Here is an 18,958-nt window from a genome sequence, read left to right as displayed (position 1 = left end):
AGCGCTAGAGGTCGAACGCCTCTCTGCCGTAGGGGTAGTAGTCGCTCAGGCTGAGATTCTCATAGGGCAGCCCCTCGAGCCGCGTTGTGCCCAGGAACGGCTCGGCAGGTTCCACCAGGATGATCTCCGGGGAGAAGCCGCTGTCGTGGAAGCCTCGCCGAAAGTGGACCCGGGACTTGATGGCGATGACGTCGAATTGCCGCGGATCAAGGCCCATGGTTTCCAGCATCTCCGGTTCGGTGATTTGCATGAGATTCGAACTCACGACGATCACGTTCTCATCGCCGAAGCGCACGCTGATCCATTGCGCCCGGCTGCCGGTGGCATCTGCGGCGATTCCCGTGGCGAGAATCGATCCGCTGATCCGCACCGGCTCGCCGGCCGATGCGTCGACCCGCCCACCGAGAGCATGGTCGAACGCGTCACCCGGCGTGGCGTTCCGGGCGAGGAGTTGCTGGACCAGCGCGCCGTCCGCGATGGTTGCGAACAGGGTCCTTCGGGCATCGAGGCGCAGCATTTCCGTGAGCAATTTTGTCGCATGGCCCGATCGGTCGCTGTGGTCCGCCAGCACGACGGGGCATCGCCCGCGAGCCGCCGCCTGCAGCGCAAGCCGCGCACCGTCTTCGATGGTGTGGACCGTGGTGGAGCCGAGCAACTGGCTTCGCAGCCGCCATGCCGTTTGGGCCATGTCCTTCGCCACGCGGTCCGCAAGGGTCTGGTTTCTGTTCGAGATGACCTGGACGGTCATTCCTGCGTCGGGCGTGTCGGCCCAGGGAAAACCGAAGAAGATGTTCACGTAGGTGTCGGGCTCGCGCGCCTCCCACGTCAGCGCGCGCTGCACCAGGTCCATCCAGGGGGATGCGCCAGTCCATTGGAGGACGGTCGCGGAAATGATGGGAACCTTGATGCACGCGCAGGTCGGCCGATAGTCGCCCCTGATCGTTCGCACCATGGTGCGCGCGGTGCGCTCTCCTTGCAGATGCATGTCGTAGTGCGGGTAGTACTTGACGCAGAACGCGAGGTCTGCGGCGGCCAGGAACTGTTCGTCTTCATTGCCATGGGGATCGAACGTTGCGCCCAGCACGGCCGTCGGCCCCACGCGCTGCCTCACCCGTGCAGCGAGTTCTGCCTCGGGGCGTGGAATGCCACGCACGGCCATGGCGCCGTGCAGGGCCATGTAGACGCCGTCGAAGGGTCCGCGTGCCTCGATGTCGCGAAGCATGGCGCCAACGAAGTGCTCATAGGCCTCTGTGGTCACCCAGCCCGAGCCGATGCCGGTTTTCGGGAAGAGCGGCGATTCGATGCCGACCAGCTCGACGTCGGCGTACTCCCTCGCGCATGCCACGAACCCGCCGATGTAGCCCTTGGGGTCGTGCCGCAACAACGCCTCGTCCTTGCATGGCGATCCCTCGTAGATGAAATCCGAGAGCTCGGTGTCGTTCGGGAGAAAGGTGACCGTCTCGTGCGAGAAGTGAAGGACGGCGATGCGGATCTTCTTCTTGTCCATGAAGCTCATCTCTGTGAGGCGCCGTCAGCTTGCGGCAGCGCCGCTCTTGCGAACAAGCGCCGACCATTTTTCCTGCTCGGCCTTCACGAACTGAACGAATTGAAGGTCTGTCATCGGAGCCAGGGGCTTGACTCCGGTCAGTCGATAGAACTCGAGGCTGGCGGCTGCGGTGTTTGCCTTTTCCACGGCCTTCTTCAACGCTTGGACCACGGGGAGGGGTGTCCCTTTCGGGGCCGCGACACCGCCCCAGGACACGGTCTCATAGCCCTTCAAGCCAAGTTCCTGCAGTGTGGGAACGTCGGGCAGAAGATCCGTGCGTTGCGCGGAGGTCACCGCGAGCACCTTGACCCGACCATCCTTGGCGTACGGCCCGACGGACACCAGGTTGTCGAACATGAAGTCGATGCGGCCCGCGACCAGGTCGGTGTAGGCGGCCGACGACCCCTTGTAGGGGACATGGATCGCCTCGAGGCCCGTCAGTTCCTTGAACAACTCGCCGCTCAGGTGACCGGTCGTTCCCGTACCGGACGAGCCCATGCTCAGTTTTCCCGGATTCGCCTTGCCATAGGCCGTGAGCTCCTGGACGGTCTTCGCCGGCAGCGTCGGCCGGACGACGAGAACATTCGCCGTGGATGCCGTCAGGGCAATCGGGACCAGGTCCTGCAAGGGGTCGTACTTTTGCTTGGGGAACAGGAAGGGGTTGATGGCCAGTGTTCCGACATTGATGGAAATCAGGGTGTACCCGTCGGGCGGCGAGGTCAGCCCCGCGATGGTTCCCGTGATGCCGTTGGCGCCCGGGCGGTTGTCGATGACAACCGGCTGCCCCAACACCTGCCCCAACTGGTTGGCGAACACCCGGTTGGTGGTGTCGGGAGAACTCCCCGCCGCGAAAGGGACGATGAGCTTGACCGGCTTCGTGGGCCATGCCTCGGCCCTGCTCGGCGTGGAAAGTACGAAGAGGCTCGCGAAGGCGCCTCCGGTGAAGTCGCGACGATTCATGGTGGATCCCGGGGCTGTGTGCGAGTGCTGGGGCCTGGCGTACGGGTGCTGTACGCCTTGCTCGGCACTATGCGGTTCATCATAAAATTGCTATGAAGTTGGGCTTGGAGGAGACGGCCCCCGTGAGCGAGCCGTCAACGATTTCTTCTTTGAAATCAAGGCAATCCTAGGTCTGCGCTCGCACCCTGGCTACCAATGTTGGCGCATGAGTTTCATGCGAAAAACTCATGAAAAGAAGCATCCACGCTGCGCTTCCCTCCATCGACAGCCTCATCGTCTTCGAGCAGGCGGCGACAACGCTGAGCTTTACCAAGGCAGGCCAGCACCTTGGACTCACCCAGAGTGCTGTCAGTCGCCAGGTCATCGATCTGGAAGCCCTGCTGCAAGTGAAGCTGTTTTCCCGTGAGAAGCAGCGGCCGAAGTTGACGAGCCAGGGCGCGGAGTTCCGTGAGCTCATCCGGCCCATCATTCAATCCCTTCGGGCCGCGACGCTTCAAATGCAGATGGGTTCGGTGCAGAGCAATGTGCTGAACATCTCGGTGGCGGCAAGCTTCTGCAACCTGTGGTTCATCCCCAACCTGCCCGCCTACTATTCGGAACAGGGCGCGCTGCAGGTCAACGTGATGCCGCACACGGGCAGTGTCCACTTTGAATCCAGCGCCATTGATGCCGCGATCGTCAATGCCGTGCAGCCACCGGCCGACTGCGAAGGGGTCAGGCTTTGCGGGATCGAGGTTGCGCCCTACGCGGCGCCGGGCCTGCTGGAGCGGCTGGGCGTCTCGCGTCTGAGCGACTTCGATCGAATTCCCGCGATCGGACTCAAGGAGATGGACGGAACGTGGCTCAGGTACCTCGCGCATGCGGGCGTGCCGAACGTGGGCATCGACTATGTGGGCGGAAGTCACTCGCTGCTTCTGCTCACCTACGAAGCAGCGGTCGCCGGCCTGGGCGTCGCGCTGCTGCCGCCGGAGTTCGTGCCCGCCGGGGATCGGCGCGGCGCGCTGGTTCGCCTGCACGACAAGTTGCTTCCTGCGGAAAGGTCCTACTACTACTGCTGGCCGTCCGTCTCCAGGAAGCAGGAGGCGGTCCAATCCCTTGGAAGCTGGTTGACGCGAGAGATTGGTGCCGCCCGTGAGCGCGGCAACCGAACGGCATCGGCCTAGTCGCTTGTGCCCGTGATGCCGCCGGCCTCCGACGACAGCGGCGGCGCCACTTCCTCCAGCGGCTTGCGTTCCGCATCGGCCGCGTGGCGCAACGCCAGCAGCCCCGCGACGATGACCAGCACGGCGCCGATCAGGTAGCCCACCATCACCGCGCCGCGGCTGCCGGTCTCGATCAGCATCCCGAACAGCACCGGCGCCGCGAAGCCGCCCGCGCCCATGCCGATGGCGTAGAAGATCGCGATGGCCATGGCGCGCATCTCCAGCGGGAACACCTCGCTCACGGTCAGGTAGGCCGAGCTGGCCGCCGCCGACGCAAGAAAGAACACCGCCGACCAGCACAGCGCCTGGCTGCGCGCGTCGAGCCAGCCCTGCATGAAGGCCCAGCCCGTGAGCGCCAGGCCCACGCCGGCCAGCACATAGGTCGCCGCGATCATCTTGCGCCGGCCCACGCTGTCGAACAGCGGGCCCAGCAGCAGCGGCCCCAGCACGTTGCCCAGCGCGAACGGAAAGATGTACAGCGCCACGCGGCCTTCGGCCACGCCGTAGAAGCGTGTGAGCACCAGCGCGTAGGTGAAGAAGATCGCGTTGTAGAAAAAGGCCTGCGACACCATCAGCGCCGTCGCCACCACGCTGCGCGCCGGGTAGCGCCGCAGCAGCACGCGCGCCACCTCGCGCATCGGCGGGCTGTTCTGGCGCGCGGCGGTGTACATCACGTGGCCCTGTGCGGCCGGCAGCGGGCCGTGCTGCACTTCGACTTCGCGCTCGATGTCCGCGACGATGCGCTCGGCCTCATCCGCGCGTCCGTGCGCGATGAGCCAGCGCGGGCTCTCGGGCACGTGGCGTCGCACCAGCAGGATCGCCACCGCCAGCACCGCGCCCAGCGCGAAGCCCGCACGCCAGCCCCACACGGGGCCGATCACGCGCGCGTCGAGCAGCACGAGGCTCAGCGCCGCGCCGAGCGCCGCACCGATCCAGAAGCTGCCGTTGATCGCCAGGTTGACGCGCCCGCGCACGCGCGCCGGAATGAGTTCGTCGATGGCCGAGTTGATGGCCGCGTACTCGCCGCCGATGCCCAGCCCCGTGACGAAGCGGCACAGCGCGAAGAAGGCGAAGTTGGGGGAGAAGGCCGTGGCCAGCGTGCCCAGCGTGTAGACCACGAGCGTGAGCAGGAAGAGCTTCTTGCGCCCGAGCCGGTCGGTGAGCCGGCCGAAGACCAGCGCGCCGATCACCGCGCCCGCGATGTAGATCGAGCCCGACCAGCCGATCTCCGCGGCCGTGAGCCCGAGCGTGTCGGGCCGCTCCAGCACGGCGCCGACGGAGCCCACCAGCGTGACCTCGAGGCCGTCGAGGATCCAGGCCACGCCCAGCGCGATCACCACGCGCCAGTGCCAGCGCGACCACGGCAGGCGGTCCAGGCGGGCAGGGATGTCGCTGCGCAGAACCGTCATGCGGGGCATTATGCGAAGCGCATCACCCCCTGCGTTGTAGGACCGGCGCTGCAATGCGCCGGTCTGCTCAGAGGGGCTTCAGGCCGCGACGGCCGCCGTCACCTGCCGGATGCCCATGGCTTTCAGCGTGTCGGCAATCGCCGCCACCGCGCCCGGGATGCCCGCGTCGCCGAAGTGCCCCATGCAACCCACACGGAAGGTCTCGACCTGCGTCAGCTTGCCGGGGTAGAGGATGTAGCCGCGCTTCTTCACCTCCTGGTAGAAGGTCTTGAAGTTGTAGTTGGCATCGTCGGGCGCATGGAAGGTGACGATGATCGGCGCCTGGATGGCCGGGTCGAGGAAGGGCCGGAAGCCCAGCGTGGCGAGGCCGTCGACCAGCGCCTTGCAGTTGCGCGTGTAGCGCCCGCCGCGTGCGGGCAGGCCGCCTTCCTCGATGTACTGCGCGATGGCGGTGTCGAGTGCGGCCACCACGTGCGTGGGCGGCGTGAAGCGCCACTGCGTGGTCTTCTCCATGTAGACCCACTGGTCGTACAGGTCCATGCTCAGCGAGTGGCAGTTGCCTTCGCACTTCTCGAGCGTGCTGCGCTGGATGACCACGAAGCCCATGCCCGGCACGCCTTCGAGGCACTTGCCCGAGGCGGCGACCACGGCGTCGAAGGGCGTCTTGCGCGCGTCGATCTCCAGCGCGCCGAAGGAGCTCATCGCATCGATGATCAGGCCGCGTCCGTGCTTGGCGACAACGAGCGCGATCTCGTGCAGCGGGTTGAGCACGCCGGCGCCGGTTTCGCAGTGCACCACCGCGACGTGGGTGATGCTGGGGTCGGCCGCGAGCGCACGGTCGACGTCGGCGGGCGAGACCTGCTTCTCTTCGGTGTAGTCGATGGTGGTGAGCTTGCGGCCCAGCACCTTGCAGATCTTGGCCAGGCGCTGGCAGTAGGCGCCGTTGCTCGGCACCAGCACGTGGCCGTTGCGCGGCACGATCGTGCCGATGGCCGCTTCGACCGAGAAGGTGCCGCTGCCTTGCAGGGGCACGCATTCGTGGGTGCCCGTGCCGTGCACGATGTTGAGCACCTCCTTGCGGATGCGCGCCGTGATCTGGTTGAAGTCGGCGTCCCATGAACCCCAGTCGCGCAGCATCGCTTGGCGGGTGCGGTCCGAGGTGGTCAGGGGGCCGGGCGTGAGCAGGATGGGGTGGGCGGCTTGACTCATGGTGTCTCCAGGCAGGGAAAGGGAATGAGGGGCAAAAGGGGGCGAAGGGTGAAGCGTTCGTTCAGCCGCGGCCGAGGTTGCGCCAGGCCTGCGTGCGTGCGAGCAGCACGCGCGTGAGCAGCGCGTAGGCGATGCACACCAGCGTCGAGGTAACGACGATCAGGCTGGCCAGCGCGGCCGCAGGGCCGATGTCGCCGGCGTCGTCCAGGTGCATGATCGCGACCGACGCCAGGATGGTCTCCGGCGTGTACAGGAAGATGGCGCACGACAGGCTGGCCATCGACACCACGAAGAAGTAGCGCCCGATGTCCAGGATGGCCGGCAGGCACACCGGCACCGTCACGCGCAGGAAGGTCTTGAAGAACGGCACCTTGAGCGACGCCGACACGGCCTCGAACTCGTTGTCGATCTGCTTGAGCGCCGTCACCGCCGTGAGGTGGCTCGAGGTGTAGTAGTGCACCACCATCGAGATGACCAGGATCGCCATCGTCTGGTACAAAAAGTTCAGCGGGTTGGACGGATGGTTGAAGAACATCACGTAGCCCAGGCCCAGCACCAGGCCCGGCACCGCCATCGACAGCACCGCCATCAGGTGCATGCCCTTGCGCATGAGGCCCAGGTTGCGCGTCTTCTCGATCAGGTAGGCGCCCACGAACACGATGAGCGAGCCGGCCACCGCGGTGACCATGGCCACCAGCAGGCTGTTGCCGTAGGCGGCGGCCATGTCGCTTTCCACCAGCACGAAGTGGTAGTGCTTGAGCGTGAACGACAGGTCGTACGGCCACAGCGAGATCGCCGAGGTGTAGATCGCCATGCCGATGGTGGCCAGCAGCAGGCTGCAGACCACGGTGCAGAACAGCGTGAGCAGCGCATCGGCCAGCTTGCGCGGCTTGGGCGTGTAGGGCACCGAGCGCGCCGTGAGCTGCGCCTTCAGCTTGCGCCGCACCACGTAGTCGATCACGAAGGAAATGATCGACGGAACGAGCAGCAGCATGCCCACCACCGCGCCGATGGAGAAGTTGTGCTGGCCCACGACCTGCTTGAACACGTCGACCGACAGCACGTTGAAGTTGCCGCCGATCACCTTGGGTGCGCCGAAGTCGCTCACCACGTAGGTGAAGACCACCGTGGCCGCGCTGATCAGGCCGTACTTGCACGAGGGCAGGGTGATCGTCATGAACTGGCGCAGGGGCCGCGTGCGCAGCGCGGTGGCCGCCTCGTACAGCCGGCCGTCGGCCAGCGACAGCGCGGTGACCAGGATCATCAGCGCGTGCGGAAAGGTGTTGTAGACCTCGGCCAGGATGATCCCGGGCGCGCCGTAGATCGAGGCGCCGCCCAGCAGGAACTTGAGTGCGCCCTGGTTGCCGAACCACTGCACGAACGAGATGGCCGACAGCAGCGAGGGCGCGAGCAGCGGAATGAGCGCGATGAGGCGGAACACCGCCTTCAGCGGCGCCGGCATGCGGCTGCGCGTGAGCGCGTAGGCGAACACGAAGGCCGTGGGCACCGAGATCATCACCACCGCGGCCGACACCCAGATCGAATTCCAGGCCGCGCGCAGCAGGCTCGGCGTCTGGAAGTAGGTGATGAAGTGGGCCAGGCCGACGAAGCGGCCGTTCTTGTCCTGCACCGCGTGGGCCAGGATGGTCAGCAGCGGCGCGATGAGAAACACGAACAGCATCGCCATCACCACGAACAGGATGGCGCGCGCGATGGTCTCGTCGCGGCTCCAGCGCAGCGCAGGGCGTGCAGCGAGCACAGGCCGGGGGTGTGCCAGCGTGTTCATGGCTTCGACGTGCGCGCGGCAAAGGCGCGGATGCGGTTGGCACGCAGGGCGATGTCGATCGTGTTGCCTTCGCGGATGTCCAGGTCGTGCAGCTGGTTCAGCGAGAAGTGCAGGCCCAGCGTCTGGCCGTGCAGCGCGTCGGCCGTCACTTCGGCAATGCACAGGCCGCCCAGGAACTCGACCTTCGTGACCTTGGCCTGCAGGCGGTTCGGCGTGTCCTCGCGCAGGTGTTCCACCGCGCGGTCTTCGGGCCGCAGGTACAGGTTGACCGCGTCGCCGGGCTCGAAGGCGCCGTCGCAGGCGTCGCACTGCAGCTCCATGTCGCCGACCTGGAAGCGCTGGTTGCCCAGCGCCATCGCGCGCAGCACGTTGACCTTGCCCACGAAGTCGGCCACGAAGGGCGTGGCCGGCTGCTCGTAGATTTCCATCGGCGTGCCGACCTGCTCGATCACGCCGTGGTTCATCACCACGATGCGGTCGGCCATCGAGAGCGCCTCTTCCTGGTCGTGCGTGACCATGATGGTCGTGATGCCGACCTGCTTCTGCAGCCGGCGGATCTCGCCGCGCAGGCGGATGCGCTCCAGCGCGTCGAGCGCCGACAGCGGCTCGTCCAGCAGCAGCAGGCCGGGCCGCGTGGCCAGCGCGCGGGCCAGGGCCACGCGTTGCTGCTGGCCGCCCGAGAGCTGGCTCGGGTACTTGGCACCCGAGGTCGGCAGGCCGACCAGCTTCAGCAGCTCGTCGACGCGCGCCTTGATCTCGCCCCGCTTCGCACGGCTGTTGACGAGGCCGTAGCCCACGTTCTCGGCGATCGACAGGTTGGGAAAGAGCGCATACGACTGGAACACGATGCCGTAGTCGCGCTTGTCCGGCGAGAGCCACGAGACGTCCTTGCCGTTCTGCAGGATCTGCCCGGCGGTCTGCGTCTCCAGGCCCGCGATGATGCGCAGCAGCGTGGTCTTGCCGCAGCCCGAGGGGCCGAGAAAGCACAGCATCTCGCCCGGGTTCACGCGCAGGTGCACGTCGCGCAGCGCGCTGAAGGTCTCGAAGTCCTTGCGAACGCCGACGATCTCGAGGGCCGCGGGCGGGGCCGAGGTGGGAGTCAACTGGCTGGCGATGAAGCGGGTGTCGGTCATGTCCATTTTTCGCACTCGTCGTTGGAGGGCGTCACCAGCTGCGGCGGCACCCTTGAATTGAAAACCGGGGGATGCCGTCGGGCTTACTTGGGCTCAGCCTTGCCTTCGTAGCGCTTGCTCCATTCCGCGAGGATGCGTTCGCGGTTTTTCGCAGCCCAGTTCAGGTCGTTCTTGGCCAGCAGCTTCTCGTAGTTGTCCGGAATGCCTTCCAGCTTGGAGACCACGCCCGGGTAGGCCACCACGGCCCACCAGCGCGCGCTGATCTGGTTGGCTTCCTTGCTCGCCATCCAGTCGGCAAAGCGCTTGCCTTGCGCCAGCTTCGTGCTGGTCTTCATGAGGCTGGTGGCCTCGATGTCCCAGCCCAGGCCTTCCTTGGGGAAGATCAGGTCGACCGGTGCGCCCGACTTCTTCACCTGGTGCGCGCGGAACTCGAACGAGATGCCGATGGGGAACTCGCCCGCGCCCGCCTGCTTGCAGGGCTTGGAGCCCGAGTGCACGTACTGCGCGATGTTCTGGTGCAGCGCGTCCATGTACTTCCAGCCTTCGGCGTCGCCCATGTTCTGCAGCCAGTACGACACGTCGAGGTAGCCGGTGCCGCTGGAGGCGGGGTGCGGCATCGAGATCGTGCCCTTGTAGACGGGCTTGGTCAGGTCCTTCCAGCTCTCGGGCTTGGGCAGGCCGAGCTTCTTGGCCTCGACCGTGTTGAAGCAGATGGTGGCGGCCCACACGTCCATGCCGACCCAGGCGGGCGGGCGCGCGGCGTCGGAGTAGGCGGGGTTCAGCTCCTTGAAGCCCTTGGGCTCATAAGGAAGCAGCATGCCTTCCTGCTGCAGCAGCGCCAGGCTGCTGGCGGCCAGGCCGGCCACCACGTCGGCCTGCGGGTTGGCTTTTTCGGCCAGCAGCTTGGCGGTGACGATGCCGGTGGAGTCGCGCACCCACTTCACCTCGATGTCGGGGTTGGCCTTCTCGAACGCGTCCTTGTAGAGCTTCATGGCGTCGGTCTCGAGCGCCGTGTAGACCAGGAGCGGCGTCTTTTGCGCCCACGCACTGCCGGACATGAGGCCGAGGGCCGCAACACACAGGGCGGCCGTGAGACGGCGCGTGCTTTGTTTCATCGTCATCTGTTTCTCCTGAAAGGCTGGCTGTCACTGAAGAAGGGTGAGGGCTGGCGCCGGCGCGAGTGTGGGCAACGCCATCCGGTGTTTGCAATGTAGGTTGCTGATTGATGACTGTCAATAAAAAATTGTTGACAGTTGACGATCATTCGGGAAAATACGCCCCATGGTCACCAGCAATCACTCCGCCGCCCTCGCGTTCCTCCAGTCCAGCTCGTTGCCGATGCTGATGCAGGAAGAAATCGAGCGTTTGATCATGACGGGCGAGCTCCCCGTGGGCAGCCGCATCAACGAGAGCGAGCTCTCGCAGCGCTTCAACACCAGCCGCGGCCCGATCCGCGAGGCGTTGCGTGCCCTGGAAGAAGCCGGCCTCGTGCGCAACGAGAAGAACCGCGGTGTCTTCGTGCGCGAGATCGCGTTCGAGGAAGCCGACGAGATCTACGAACTGCGCGAGGCGCTGGAAGAAATCATCGGCCGGCGCGTGGCGCTGGCCATCCAGCCCGACGCCGTGGAGCGCCTGCGCGCCATGGTCGACGCCATGCGCTCGGCGGCCCAGGCACAGGACGTGGAGCAGTACGCGCAGCTCAACCTGCAGTTCCACGAGATCCTGCTCGACACCGCCGGCAGCAAGAAGCTCACCGAAACCTACAAGCGGCTCGTCAAGGAGCTGCACCTTTTCAGAATGCGCGCGCTCGACAGCGGCGGCGGCCTGCGGGTCTCGGCCGACGAGCACAGCCACATCGTCGACGCCATTGCCAGCGGCAACCCCGACACGGCAGGGCGCGCACTGCGTGAACACGTGGCCGGCAGCCGCGCACGCATGCACAAGGCCTTCGGCCGCATCGACGGCGATGCGGCCACTTCCAGCAACACCACCGCTACCCCGAACCACCCACCCCAAAAGGAAGTCTGAAATGACACCGGAGACACTTGAAGTCAATGCCAGGAGCTATCGCTGGATGGCGCGTCCGATCGTGGTCGTGTGCGTGGACGGCTGCGAGCCGGCGTACCTCGACGCGGCCATTGCGGCCGGCGTGGCGCCCTACATCGCCCGCATGCGCAAGGACGGAGCCGACCTGCTCGCCGACTGCGTCGTGCCCTCGTTCACCAACCCCAACAACCTGTCGATCGTGACCGGCGCGCCGCCCGCGGTGCACGGCATCTGCGGCAACTACTTCTTCGACCGCGAGCTGGGCCAGGAAGTGATGATGAACGACCCCAAGTACCTGCGCGCCGGCACGGTGCTCGCGGCCTTCGCCGACGCGGGCGCCAAGCTCGCGGTGGTCACGGCCAAGGACAAGCTGCGCAAGCTGCTGGGCCACAAGATGAAGGGCATCTGCTTCTCGTCCGAGAAGTCGGACCAGGTGACGATGGAAGAGAACGGCATCGACAACGTGCTCGACATGGTCGGCATGCCGGTGCCTTCGGTGTACAGCGCCGAACTCTCGGAGTTCGTGTTCGCGGCCGGTGTGAAGCTGATGGAGTCGCAGCGCCCCGACCTGATGTACCTGTCGACCACCGACTACGTGCAGCACAAGGCGGCGCCGGGCAGCCCCGCCGCCAACGCTTTCTACAAGATGATGGACGGCTACCTCGCGCAGCTCGATGCGCTGGGCGCCACCATCGTGCTCACGGCCGACCACGGCATGAACGACAAGCACGGCGCGGACGGCTCGCCGAACGTGATCTACCTGCAGGACGTGCTCGATGGCTGGTACGGCCCCGACCGCGCGCGCGTGATCCTGCCGATCACCGACCCGTATGTGGTGCACCACGGCGCGCTCGGCTCCTTCGCCACGGTGTACGCCCCCGACGAAGCCGGCGTGCCGGGCTGGATCGAACGCATCAAGGGCATCCCGGGCATGGAACTCGTGCTCTCGCGCAAGGAAGCCGCGCAGCGCTTCGAGCTGCCGCCGGACCGCATCGGCGACATCGTGGTGGTGAGCGAGCAAAGCACCGTCATCGGCACGGCCGCTAGCCGTCACGACCTCTCGGCACTCGAAGTGCCGTTGCGCTCGCACGGCGGCGTGTCCGAACAGAAGGTGCCGCTGATCTGCAACCGCCCGGTCGAAGGCATCGCCCCCGGCCGCCGGCTGCGCAACTTCGATGCGTTCGACCTCGCCCTGAACCACGCACGCTGAAGCCACACGGAGCAAGCACCCATGAGCCAAGCCATCCTGAAGCCAGGCACCGTCCACCGCGAAGCGCTGCGCATCGCGGGCGAGAAAGTCCACCGCGACCGCACCATCGAGGTCACCTACCCGTACACCGGCGAGGTGATCGCCACCGTGCCCAAGGCCACGCTGGACGACGTGCGCCATGCCCTGCGCATCGCCCGCGACTACAAGCCCACGCTCACGCGCTACGAGCGCTACAAGATCCTCATGCGCGCCGGCGAGATCATCGCCTCGCGCCTGGACGAGATGTCGCGCACCATCACGCTCGAGTCGGGCCTGTCGCGCAAGGACTCGCTGTACGAAGTGGGCCGCGCCTCCGACGTGCTGCTGTTCGCCGCCAACCAGGCGCTGGTGGACGACGGCCAGGTGTTCTCCTGCGACCTCACGCACCACGGCAAGAGCCGCAAGGTCTACACGATGCGCGAGCCCTTGCTGGGCGCCATCACCGCCATCACGCCGTTCAACCACCCGCTGAACCAGGTGATCCACAAGGTGGCGCCGGCCATTGCGACCAACAACCGCATCGTCTTGAAGCCCAGCGAGAAGACGCCGCTCACGGCCTTCCTGCTGGCCGACATCCTGTACGAAGCCGGCCTGCCGCCGCAGATGCTGTCGGTGCTCACGGGCGACCCGAAGGAGATCGCCGACGAGCTGCTGACCAATGCCGACGTCGACCTCGTCACCTTCACCGGCGGTGTGCCCATCGGCAAGTACATCGCGGGCAAGGCCACCTACAAGCGCCAGATTTTGGAGCTGGGCGGCAACGACCCGATCATCGTGATGGAAGACGCGGACATTGAAGAAGCGGCGACGCTGGCTGCCAATGGTTCTTACAAGAATTCGGGCCAGCGCTGCACGGCGGTGAAGCGCATGCTGGTGCATGAAGCGGTGGCTGATCGCTTTGTCGAGTTGCTGGTCGAGAAGACCCGCGCCCTGAAGTACGGCGACCCGATGGACCCCGACACCGACATGGGCACCGTGATCGATGAGGCAGCTGCGAAGCAGTTCGAAGCCGTCGTCAACGAAGCCATCGCGGCCGGTGCGAAGCTGCTCTACGGCAACGAACGCCGCGGCGCGCTGTACTCTCCGACGGTGCTCGACCACGTCGATCCCGAGATGACCGTCGCCAAGCACGAGACCTTCGGCCCCGTGTCGCCCGTGATCCGCTTCAGGAACATCGACGAGGCGATCCGCATCTCCAACGGCACGGCCTATGGTTTGTCGTCGTCGATCTGCACCAACCGCCTGGACTACATCACGCGCTTCATCCGCGAGCTGAACGTGGGCAGTGTCAACGTGCGCGAGGTGCCGGGCTACCGGCTGGAGCTCACGCCCTTCGGCGGCATCAAGGACTCGGGCCTGGGCTACAAGGAAGGCGTGCTCGAGGCCATGAAGAGCTTCACTAACACCAAGACCTACTCGCTGCCCTGGTAACCATGAGCCTCAGCATCCCCGACATCGTCGGCCTCTTCGAGACCAAGGGCCACGCGCAGTACGACGGCGAGCCGGTCACGCAACTGGAGCACGCGCTGCAGTCCGCGCACCTGGCCGAGCAGGAGGGGGCGGACAGCGCGCTGATCGCCGCCGCCCTGCTGCACGACCTGGGCCACCTGCTGCACGACTTCGGCGGCACGCCGACGCAGCAGGGCTTGGACGACCTGCACCAGTACCGCTGCCTGCCGTTCCTGCGCGCTCTGTTCGGCCCGGCCACGCTGGAGCCGATCCGGCTGCATGTGGACGCCAAGCGCTTCCTGTGCGCGCGCGTGCCGGGCTACCTGGAGGCGCTGTCGCCCGATTCGAAGCGCAGCCTGCAACTGCAGGGCGGCGTCTTCGACGAGGCACAGGCCAAGGCCTTCGAGACGCTGCCGTATGCAATGGACGCAGTGCGCCTGCGGCAGTGGGACGACACGGCCAAGCTGGCCGATGCCGACATGCCCGGCCTCGCGCACTTCGTGCGCCACCTCGAGATCAGTTCCGCCGAACACCGGCAAGCCCTCACCACCGCTTAAGGCACACGGATGCGCCCCTTCTGGATCGAACAAGCGCTCTTCAACGATGGCGATCTGGCACCGGCGCTGCAAGGAGAAACCAGCGCCGACGTCTGCATCGTCGGCGGCGGCTTCACCGGCCTGTGGACGGCCATCCAGGCCAAGCTGCAGGCGCCCGCGCTCGACATCGTCATTCTCGAAAGCGACCTGTGCGGAGCCGGCGCCAGCGGGCGCAACGGCGGTTGCCTGCTCACCTGGTCGGCCAAGTTCCTGACCCTGCGACGCTTGTTCGGCGAAGACGAGGCGGTGCGCCTCGTGAAGGCGTCGGAAGCGGCGGTGGGGCACATCGCCGACTTCTGCGCGGCGCACGGCATCGACGCCGAACTGCGGCGCGACGGCACGCTCTACACCGCGACCTCGCAGGCGCAGATCGGCACGCTCGATCCGATGATGCAGGCGCTGGAGGCGCGCGGCATCCACTCGTACCACGCGCTGCCGCCCGACGAGGTGGCACGGCGCTCGGGCTCGGCGCGCAACCTGGCCGGCGTGTACTCGCCGATCGCCGCCACCGTGCACCCGGGCAAGCTGGTGCGCGGGCTGCGGCGCGTGGCGCTGGCCATGGGCATCCGCATCCACGAGCGCACGCCGATGCTCGACTTCAGCACCGACCAGCCCGTGCTGGTGCACACGCCCACCGGGCGCGTGCGTGCGAAGAAACTGGTGCTCGCGATGAACGCGTGGATGGCCAGCCGCTTCCCGCAGTTCGAGCGGACCATCGCCATCGTGTCGAGCGACATGATCATCACCGAGCGCTGCCCCGAGCTGCTGCAGCAGATCGGGGTGACCGACGGCGTGTCGGTGCTCGACTCGCGCACCTTCGTGTACTACTACCGCAGCACGGTCGACGGCCGCATCATGTTGGGCAAGGGCGGCAACACCTTCGCGTGGGGTGGGCGCATGGCCAAGGTGTTCGACGAGCGCTCGCCCTACGAGGGCGAGCTCACGCAGGCCCTGCATTCCTTCTTCCCGGCATTGCGCGACACGCCGATCACCGCGAGCTGGAACGGCCCGTCCGACCGTTCGGTGACGGGCTTTCCGTTCTTCGGCAAGCTCGATGGGGCGCCGCACATCTATTACGGTTTCGGCTACTCGGGCAATGGGGTGGGGCCGACCTACATGGGTGGGCAGATCCTGTCGTCGCTGGTGCTCGACCAGGACAACGCATGGACGCGCAGCCCGATCACGGGCGGGCCGCTGGGCTACTTCCCGCCGGAGCCCATGCGCTATGTGGGCTCGATCGTCGTGCGCAACGCGATCCGCCGCAAGGAACGCGCTGAGGATGAGGACCGCCAGCCATGGCTGGTGGACCGCATGCTCAGCAAGCTCGCGAACGCCGCAGGAAAAGCCGACAAGGCCTGACCTGCGGACATTGCATCAACGGTTCGAGGGGAACGAGAACATCGTGCCCTCACGCACGCCGGCCGAGGGCCAGCGCTGCGTGACGGTCTTGCGCTTGGTGTAGAAGCGCACGGCGTCGGGGCCGTAGGCGTGCAGGTCGCCGAACAGCGAGCGCTTCCAGCCGCCGAACGAGTGGTACGCCACGGGCACCGGCAGCGGCACGTTGATGCCGACCATGCCGACCTGGATGTTGTCGCTGAACCAGCGCGCGGCCTCACCGTCGCGCGTGAAGATGCAGGTGCCGTTGCCGTACTCGTGCGCGTCGATCAGGTCCATCGCCTCTTGCAGCGTCTTCACGCGCACCACGCCGAGCACCGGGCCGAAGATCTCTTCCTGGTAGATCGTCATGCCAGGCTTGACGTGGTCGAACAGGCAGGCGCCCAGGTAGTAGCCGCCTTCGTGGCCTTCGACCTGGATGCCGCGGCCGTCGACCACCAGCTTGGCGCCGGCGGCCACGCCCGCGTCGACGAAGGCCTTGACCTTCTCGAAGTGCGGCTGGGTGACCAGCGGGCCCATGTCGTTGCCGTTGTCGGTGCCGGGGCCGACCTTCATCTTGGCGATCTCGACCTTCAGGCCTTCGACCACCGCGTCGGCCGTGGCGTCGCCCACGGCCACCACCAGCGGGATCGCCATGCAGCGCTCGCCGCACGAGCCGTAGGCCGCGCCCATGAGCGCGCTCACGGCGTTGCCGATGTCGGCGTCGGGCATCACCACTGCGTGGTTCTTGGCGCCGCCCAGCGCCTGCACGCGCTTGCCGTGGGCCGTGCCCGTGGTGTAGATGTATTCGGCGATGGGCGTGGAGCCCACGAAGCTCACGGCCTTCACGCGGCGGTCGGTCAGCAGCGTGTCGACCGCTTCCTTGTCGCCGTTGACCACGTTCAGCACGCCCGGCGGGAGGCCGGCCTGCAGCGCGAGTTCGGCCATGAACAGCGTGGAGGAGGGCGTGCGCTCCGAGGGCTTGAGCACGAAGGTGTTGCCGCAGGCCACGGCCATCGGCCACATCCACAGCGGCACCATGACCGGGAAGTTGAACGGCGTGATGCCAGCCGCCACGCCCATGGCCTGGAACTCGCTCCACGAGTCGATCGACGGGCCCACGTTCTTGCTGTGCTCGCCCTTGAGCAGCTCGGGCACGTAGCTGGCGTACTCGACGTTCTCGATGCCGCGCTGCAGCTCGCCGTGCGCGTCGGCCAGCACCTTGCCGTGCTCGGCGGTGATGAGGGCGGCGATGGTGTCGGCGTTTTCCTCGAGCAGCGTCTTCAGGCGGCTCATCACGCGGGCGCGCTTGAGCGGCGGCGTGTTGCGCCAGGCCGGGAAGGCGGCCTGGGCCGAGGCGATGGCCTGCTCGACCGTGAGCTTGTCGGCGAGCGCGACGCTCTTGGCCGACAGGCCGGTGGCGGGGTCGAACACCGGCTGCACGCGGCTGCCGCCGCCGACGTGCTTGCCGTCGATGAAGTGGCCGATGGTGGCGGTGACGTTCTTGTCGTGTTGCATGTCTGGATGTCTCGAAAGGGGATCAGTTGGTTTCGGCGAGCGCGTCGGAAAGGGCGTTGACCATGCGGTCGATCTCGGCCTTCTCGGCGATGAACGGCGGTGCGAGCTGGATCGTGTCGCCGCCGTAGCGCACGTAGAAGCCCTTCTTCCAGCAGTTCATCGCGATCTCGTAGGGGCGGCGCGCGGGCTCGCCCGGCAGCGCGGCGATGGTGATGCCGGCGGCCAGGCCGTAGTTGCGGATGTCGGCCACGTGCTTGCTGCCCTTCAGGCTGTGCACGGCGTTCTCGAAGTGCGGGGCCAGCGTCTGCACGCGGCCGATCATGTCTTCCTTCTGGAGCACGTCGAGCGCGGCGATGCCGGCGGCGCAGGCCACGGGGTGCGCGCCGTAGGTGTAGCCGTGCGGGAACTCGAGCATGTACTCGGGGCCGCCGGCGGCCATGAAGGTGTCGTAGATGTCCTTGTTGGCCACCACGGCGCCCAGTGGCTGCGCGCCGTTGGTGACCTGCTTGGCGATGTTCATGATGTCGGGCGTGACGCCGAAGGCATCGGCGCCCGTGAGCGCGCCGCAGCGGCCGAACCCGGTGATCACTTCGTCAAAAATCAGCAGGATGTTGTTCGCCGTGCAGATGTCGCGCAGGCGCTTCAGGTAGCCCTTGGGCGGAATCACCACGCCGGCCGAACCGGCAAAGGGCTCCACGATCACGGCCGCGATGGTCGAGGCGTCGTGCAGCGCGATCAGGTCGAGCAGGCGGTCGGCCAGCTCGGCGCCGCTTTCGGGCATGCCGCGCGAGAAGGCATTGCTGGCCAGCTGCGTGTGCGGCAGGTGGTCGGCCTCGACGCCCTGGCCGAACAGCTTGCGGTTGGCCGCGATGCCGCCCACCGAAATGCCGCCGTAGTTCACGCCGTGGTAGCCCTTCTCGCGGCCGATCAGGCGCGTCTTGCCGGCCTGGCCCTTGGTGCGCCAGTAGGCGCGCGCCATCTTCAGCGAGGTGTCGGCGGCTTCGGAGCCCGAGCCGGTGAAGAACACGTAGTCCAGGCCGGCGGGCGTCAGTTCCTTGATCTTGTTGGCCAGCTCGAACGAGAGCGGGTGGCCGAACTGGAAGGCGGGCGAGTAGTCGAGCTTGGCGATCTGGCGGCTCACCGCCTCGGTGATCTCGGGGCGGCCGTGGCCCAGGCCCGAGCACCACAGGCCCGACAGGCCGTCGAAGATCTTGCGGCCGTCGTTGTCGGTGAAGTAGGCGCCCTTGGCCTCCACGATGATCCGCGGATCGGCCTTGAAGTTGCGGTTGCCGGTGTAGGGCATCCAGTGCGCCTCGAGCCAGGCGGCGTCGGTGCGCGCGGTGGGCGTGGGTTCGATGGCGGGTGTGGCGAGGGTCATGGCGCATCCCGCGCAGGGCGGGCTCCGGGGGTGAAGGGATGCGCCGATTGTTCGCAACGCCTTCAGTGTGGAGAATGGCGCAATATCAATGTTCACTTGACGA

General features: G+C 66.7%; 15 protein-coding genes. 6 read left to right on the top strand and 9 right to left on the bottom strand.

Features of this window, described 5'->3' with window-relative positions; all coding sequences use genetic code 11:
• Window positions 1–4 precede the first annotated feature (4 nt).
• Both AC07Q9_RS02410 and AC07Q9_RS02405 read right to left on the bottom strand, forming a co-directional pair.
• On the bottom strand, window positions 5–1,507 hold the full coding sequence (locus tag AC07Q9_RS02410) for a M81 family metallopeptidase (RefSeq protein ID WP_495307134.1): 1,503 nt from the start codon (window positions 1,505–1,507) through the stop codon (window positions 5–7).
• A 24-nt stretch (window positions 1,508–1,531) separates the two neighbouring features.
• The gene (locus AC07Q9_RS02405) at window positions 1,532–2,506 is read right to left on the bottom strand and encodes a Bug family tripartite tricarboxylate transporter substrate binding protein (protein ID WP_495307133.1); all 975 of its coding nucleotides are present in this window, start codon (window positions 2,504–2,506) and stop codon (window positions 1,532–1,534) included.
• 227 nt (window positions 2,507–2,733) lie between these two features.
• On the opposite strand from AC07Q9_RS02405, the gene AC07Q9_RS02400 reads away from it, so the two are divergent.
• The gene (locus tag AC07Q9_RS02400; RefSeq protein WP_495307132.1) at window positions 2,734–3,669 is read left to right on the top strand and encodes a LysR family transcriptional regulator; all 936 of its coding nucleotides are present in this window, start codon (window positions 2,734–2,736) and stop codon (window positions 3,667–3,669) included.
• Here the strand turns inward: AC07Q9_RS02400 and AC07Q9_RS02395 are convergent.
• The 5 genes from AC07Q9_RS02395 to AC07Q9_RS02375 form a co-directional block, all read right to left on the bottom strand.
• Window positions 3,666–5,117, bottom strand: coding sequence for an MFS transporter (locus AC07Q9_RS02395; RefSeq protein ID WP_495307130.1), 1,452 nt, complete (start codon window positions 5,115–5,117; stop codon window positions 3,666–3,668). The two genes, AC07Q9_RS02400 and AC07Q9_RS02395, sit on opposite strands and share 4 nt — an antisense overlap.
• A 78-nt stretch (window positions 5,118–5,195) precedes the next feature.
• Entirely contained in the window at window positions 5,196–6,326 is a 1,131-nt protein-coding gene (locus AC07Q9_RS02390) for a 2-aminoethylphosphonate--pyruvate transaminase (RefSeq protein ID WP_495307128.1), read from the bottom strand.
• Between the two features lie 61 nt (window positions 6,327–6,387).
• On the bottom strand, window positions 6,388–8,112 hold the full coding sequence (locus AC07Q9_RS02385; protein ID WP_495307126.1) for a putative 2-aminoethylphosphonate ABC transporter permease subunit: 1,725 nt from the start codon (window positions 8,110–8,112) through the stop codon (window positions 6,388–6,390).
• Window positions 8,109–9,251 (bottom strand): putative 2-aminoethylphosphonate ABC transporter ATP-binding protein, encoded by a 1,143-nt coding sequence (locus tag AC07Q9_RS02380; RefSeq protein WP_095744307.1) that lies wholly within the window; start codon window positions 9,249–9,251, stop codon window positions 8,109–8,111. The genes AC07Q9_RS02385 and AC07Q9_RS02380 overlap by 4 nt, the downstream gene beginning before the upstream one ends.
• 77 nt (window positions 9,252–9,328) lie before the next feature.
• On the bottom strand, window positions 9,329–10,366 hold the full coding sequence (locus AC07Q9_RS02375) for a putative 2-aminoethylphosphonate ABC transporter substrate-binding protein (protein ID WP_159277872.1): 1,038 nt from the start codon (window positions 10,364–10,366) through the stop codon (window positions 9,329–9,331).
• 160 nt (window positions 10,367–10,526) lie between these two features.
• Between AC07Q9_RS02375 and AC07Q9_RS02370 the strand changes: the two genes are divergently transcribed.
• From AC07Q9_RS02370 to AC07Q9_RS02350, 5 genes are read left to right on the top strand one after another with little or no spacing between them, the layout of a single operon-like run.
• Window positions 10,527–11,273: a phosphonate utilization associated transcriptional regulator gene (locus tag AC07Q9_RS02370; protein WP_062468781.1), complete on the top strand. Its 747-nt coding sequence runs from the start codon at window positions 10,527–10,529 to the stop codon at window positions 11,271–11,273.
• A 1-nt stretch (window position 11,274) separates the two neighbouring features.
• A complete protein-coding gene (gene phnA, locus AC07Q9_RS02365) occupies window positions 11,275–12,501 on the top strand; it encodes a phosphonoacetate hydrolase (protein WP_495307124.1) in 1,227 nt (408 codons plus the stop codon).
• Window positions 12,502–12,522: 21 nt separating this feature from the next.
• Window positions 12,523–13,971, top strand: coding sequence for a phosphonoacetaldehyde dehydrogenase (gene phnY / locus AC07Q9_RS02360; protein WP_159274605.1), 1,449 nt, complete (start codon window positions 12,523–12,525; stop codon window positions 13,969–13,971).
• Between the two features lie 2 nt (window positions 13,972–13,973).
• Window positions 13,974–14,546 (top strand): phosphonate degradation HD-domain oxygenase, encoded by a 573-nt coding sequence (locus AC07Q9_RS02355; RefSeq protein WP_070063972.1) that lies wholly within the window; start codon window positions 13,974–13,976, stop codon window positions 14,544–14,546.
• A 9-nt stretch (window positions 14,547–14,555) separates the two neighbouring features.
• Window positions 14,556–15,944 carry an FAD-dependent oxidoreductase gene (locus tag AC07Q9_RS02350; protein WP_495307122.1) on the top strand — a complete coding sequence of 463 codons (1,389 nt, stop codon included), beginning with the start codon at window positions 14,556–14,558 and terminating at the stop codon, window positions 15,942–15,944.
• 15 nt (window positions 15,945–15,959) lie between these two features.
• Here the strand turns inward: AC07Q9_RS02350 and AC07Q9_RS02345 are convergent, their stop codons facing one another.
• Window positions 15,960–17,477, bottom strand: coding sequence for a CoA-acylating methylmalonate-semialdehyde dehydrogenase (locus tag AC07Q9_RS02345; protein ID WP_095744313.1), 1,518 nt, complete (start codon window positions 17,475–17,477; stop codon window positions 15,960–15,962).
• Window positions 17,478–17,499: 22 nt separating this feature from the next.
• Window positions 17,500–18,855: an omega-aminotransferase AptA gene (gene aptA / locus AC07Q9_RS02340; protein WP_495307120.1), complete on the bottom strand. Its 1,356-nt coding sequence runs from the start codon at window positions 18,853–18,855 to the stop codon at window positions 17,500–17,502.
• Between the last annotated feature and the right edge of the window lie 103 nt (window positions 18,856–18,958).

This window comes from Variovorax sp. GW821-FHT09A10 (genome assembly GCF_059418385.1).
The sequence above is the reverse complement of the archived record's forward strand: the minus strand, read 5'-3'. Positions and strand labels throughout refer to the sequence as shown.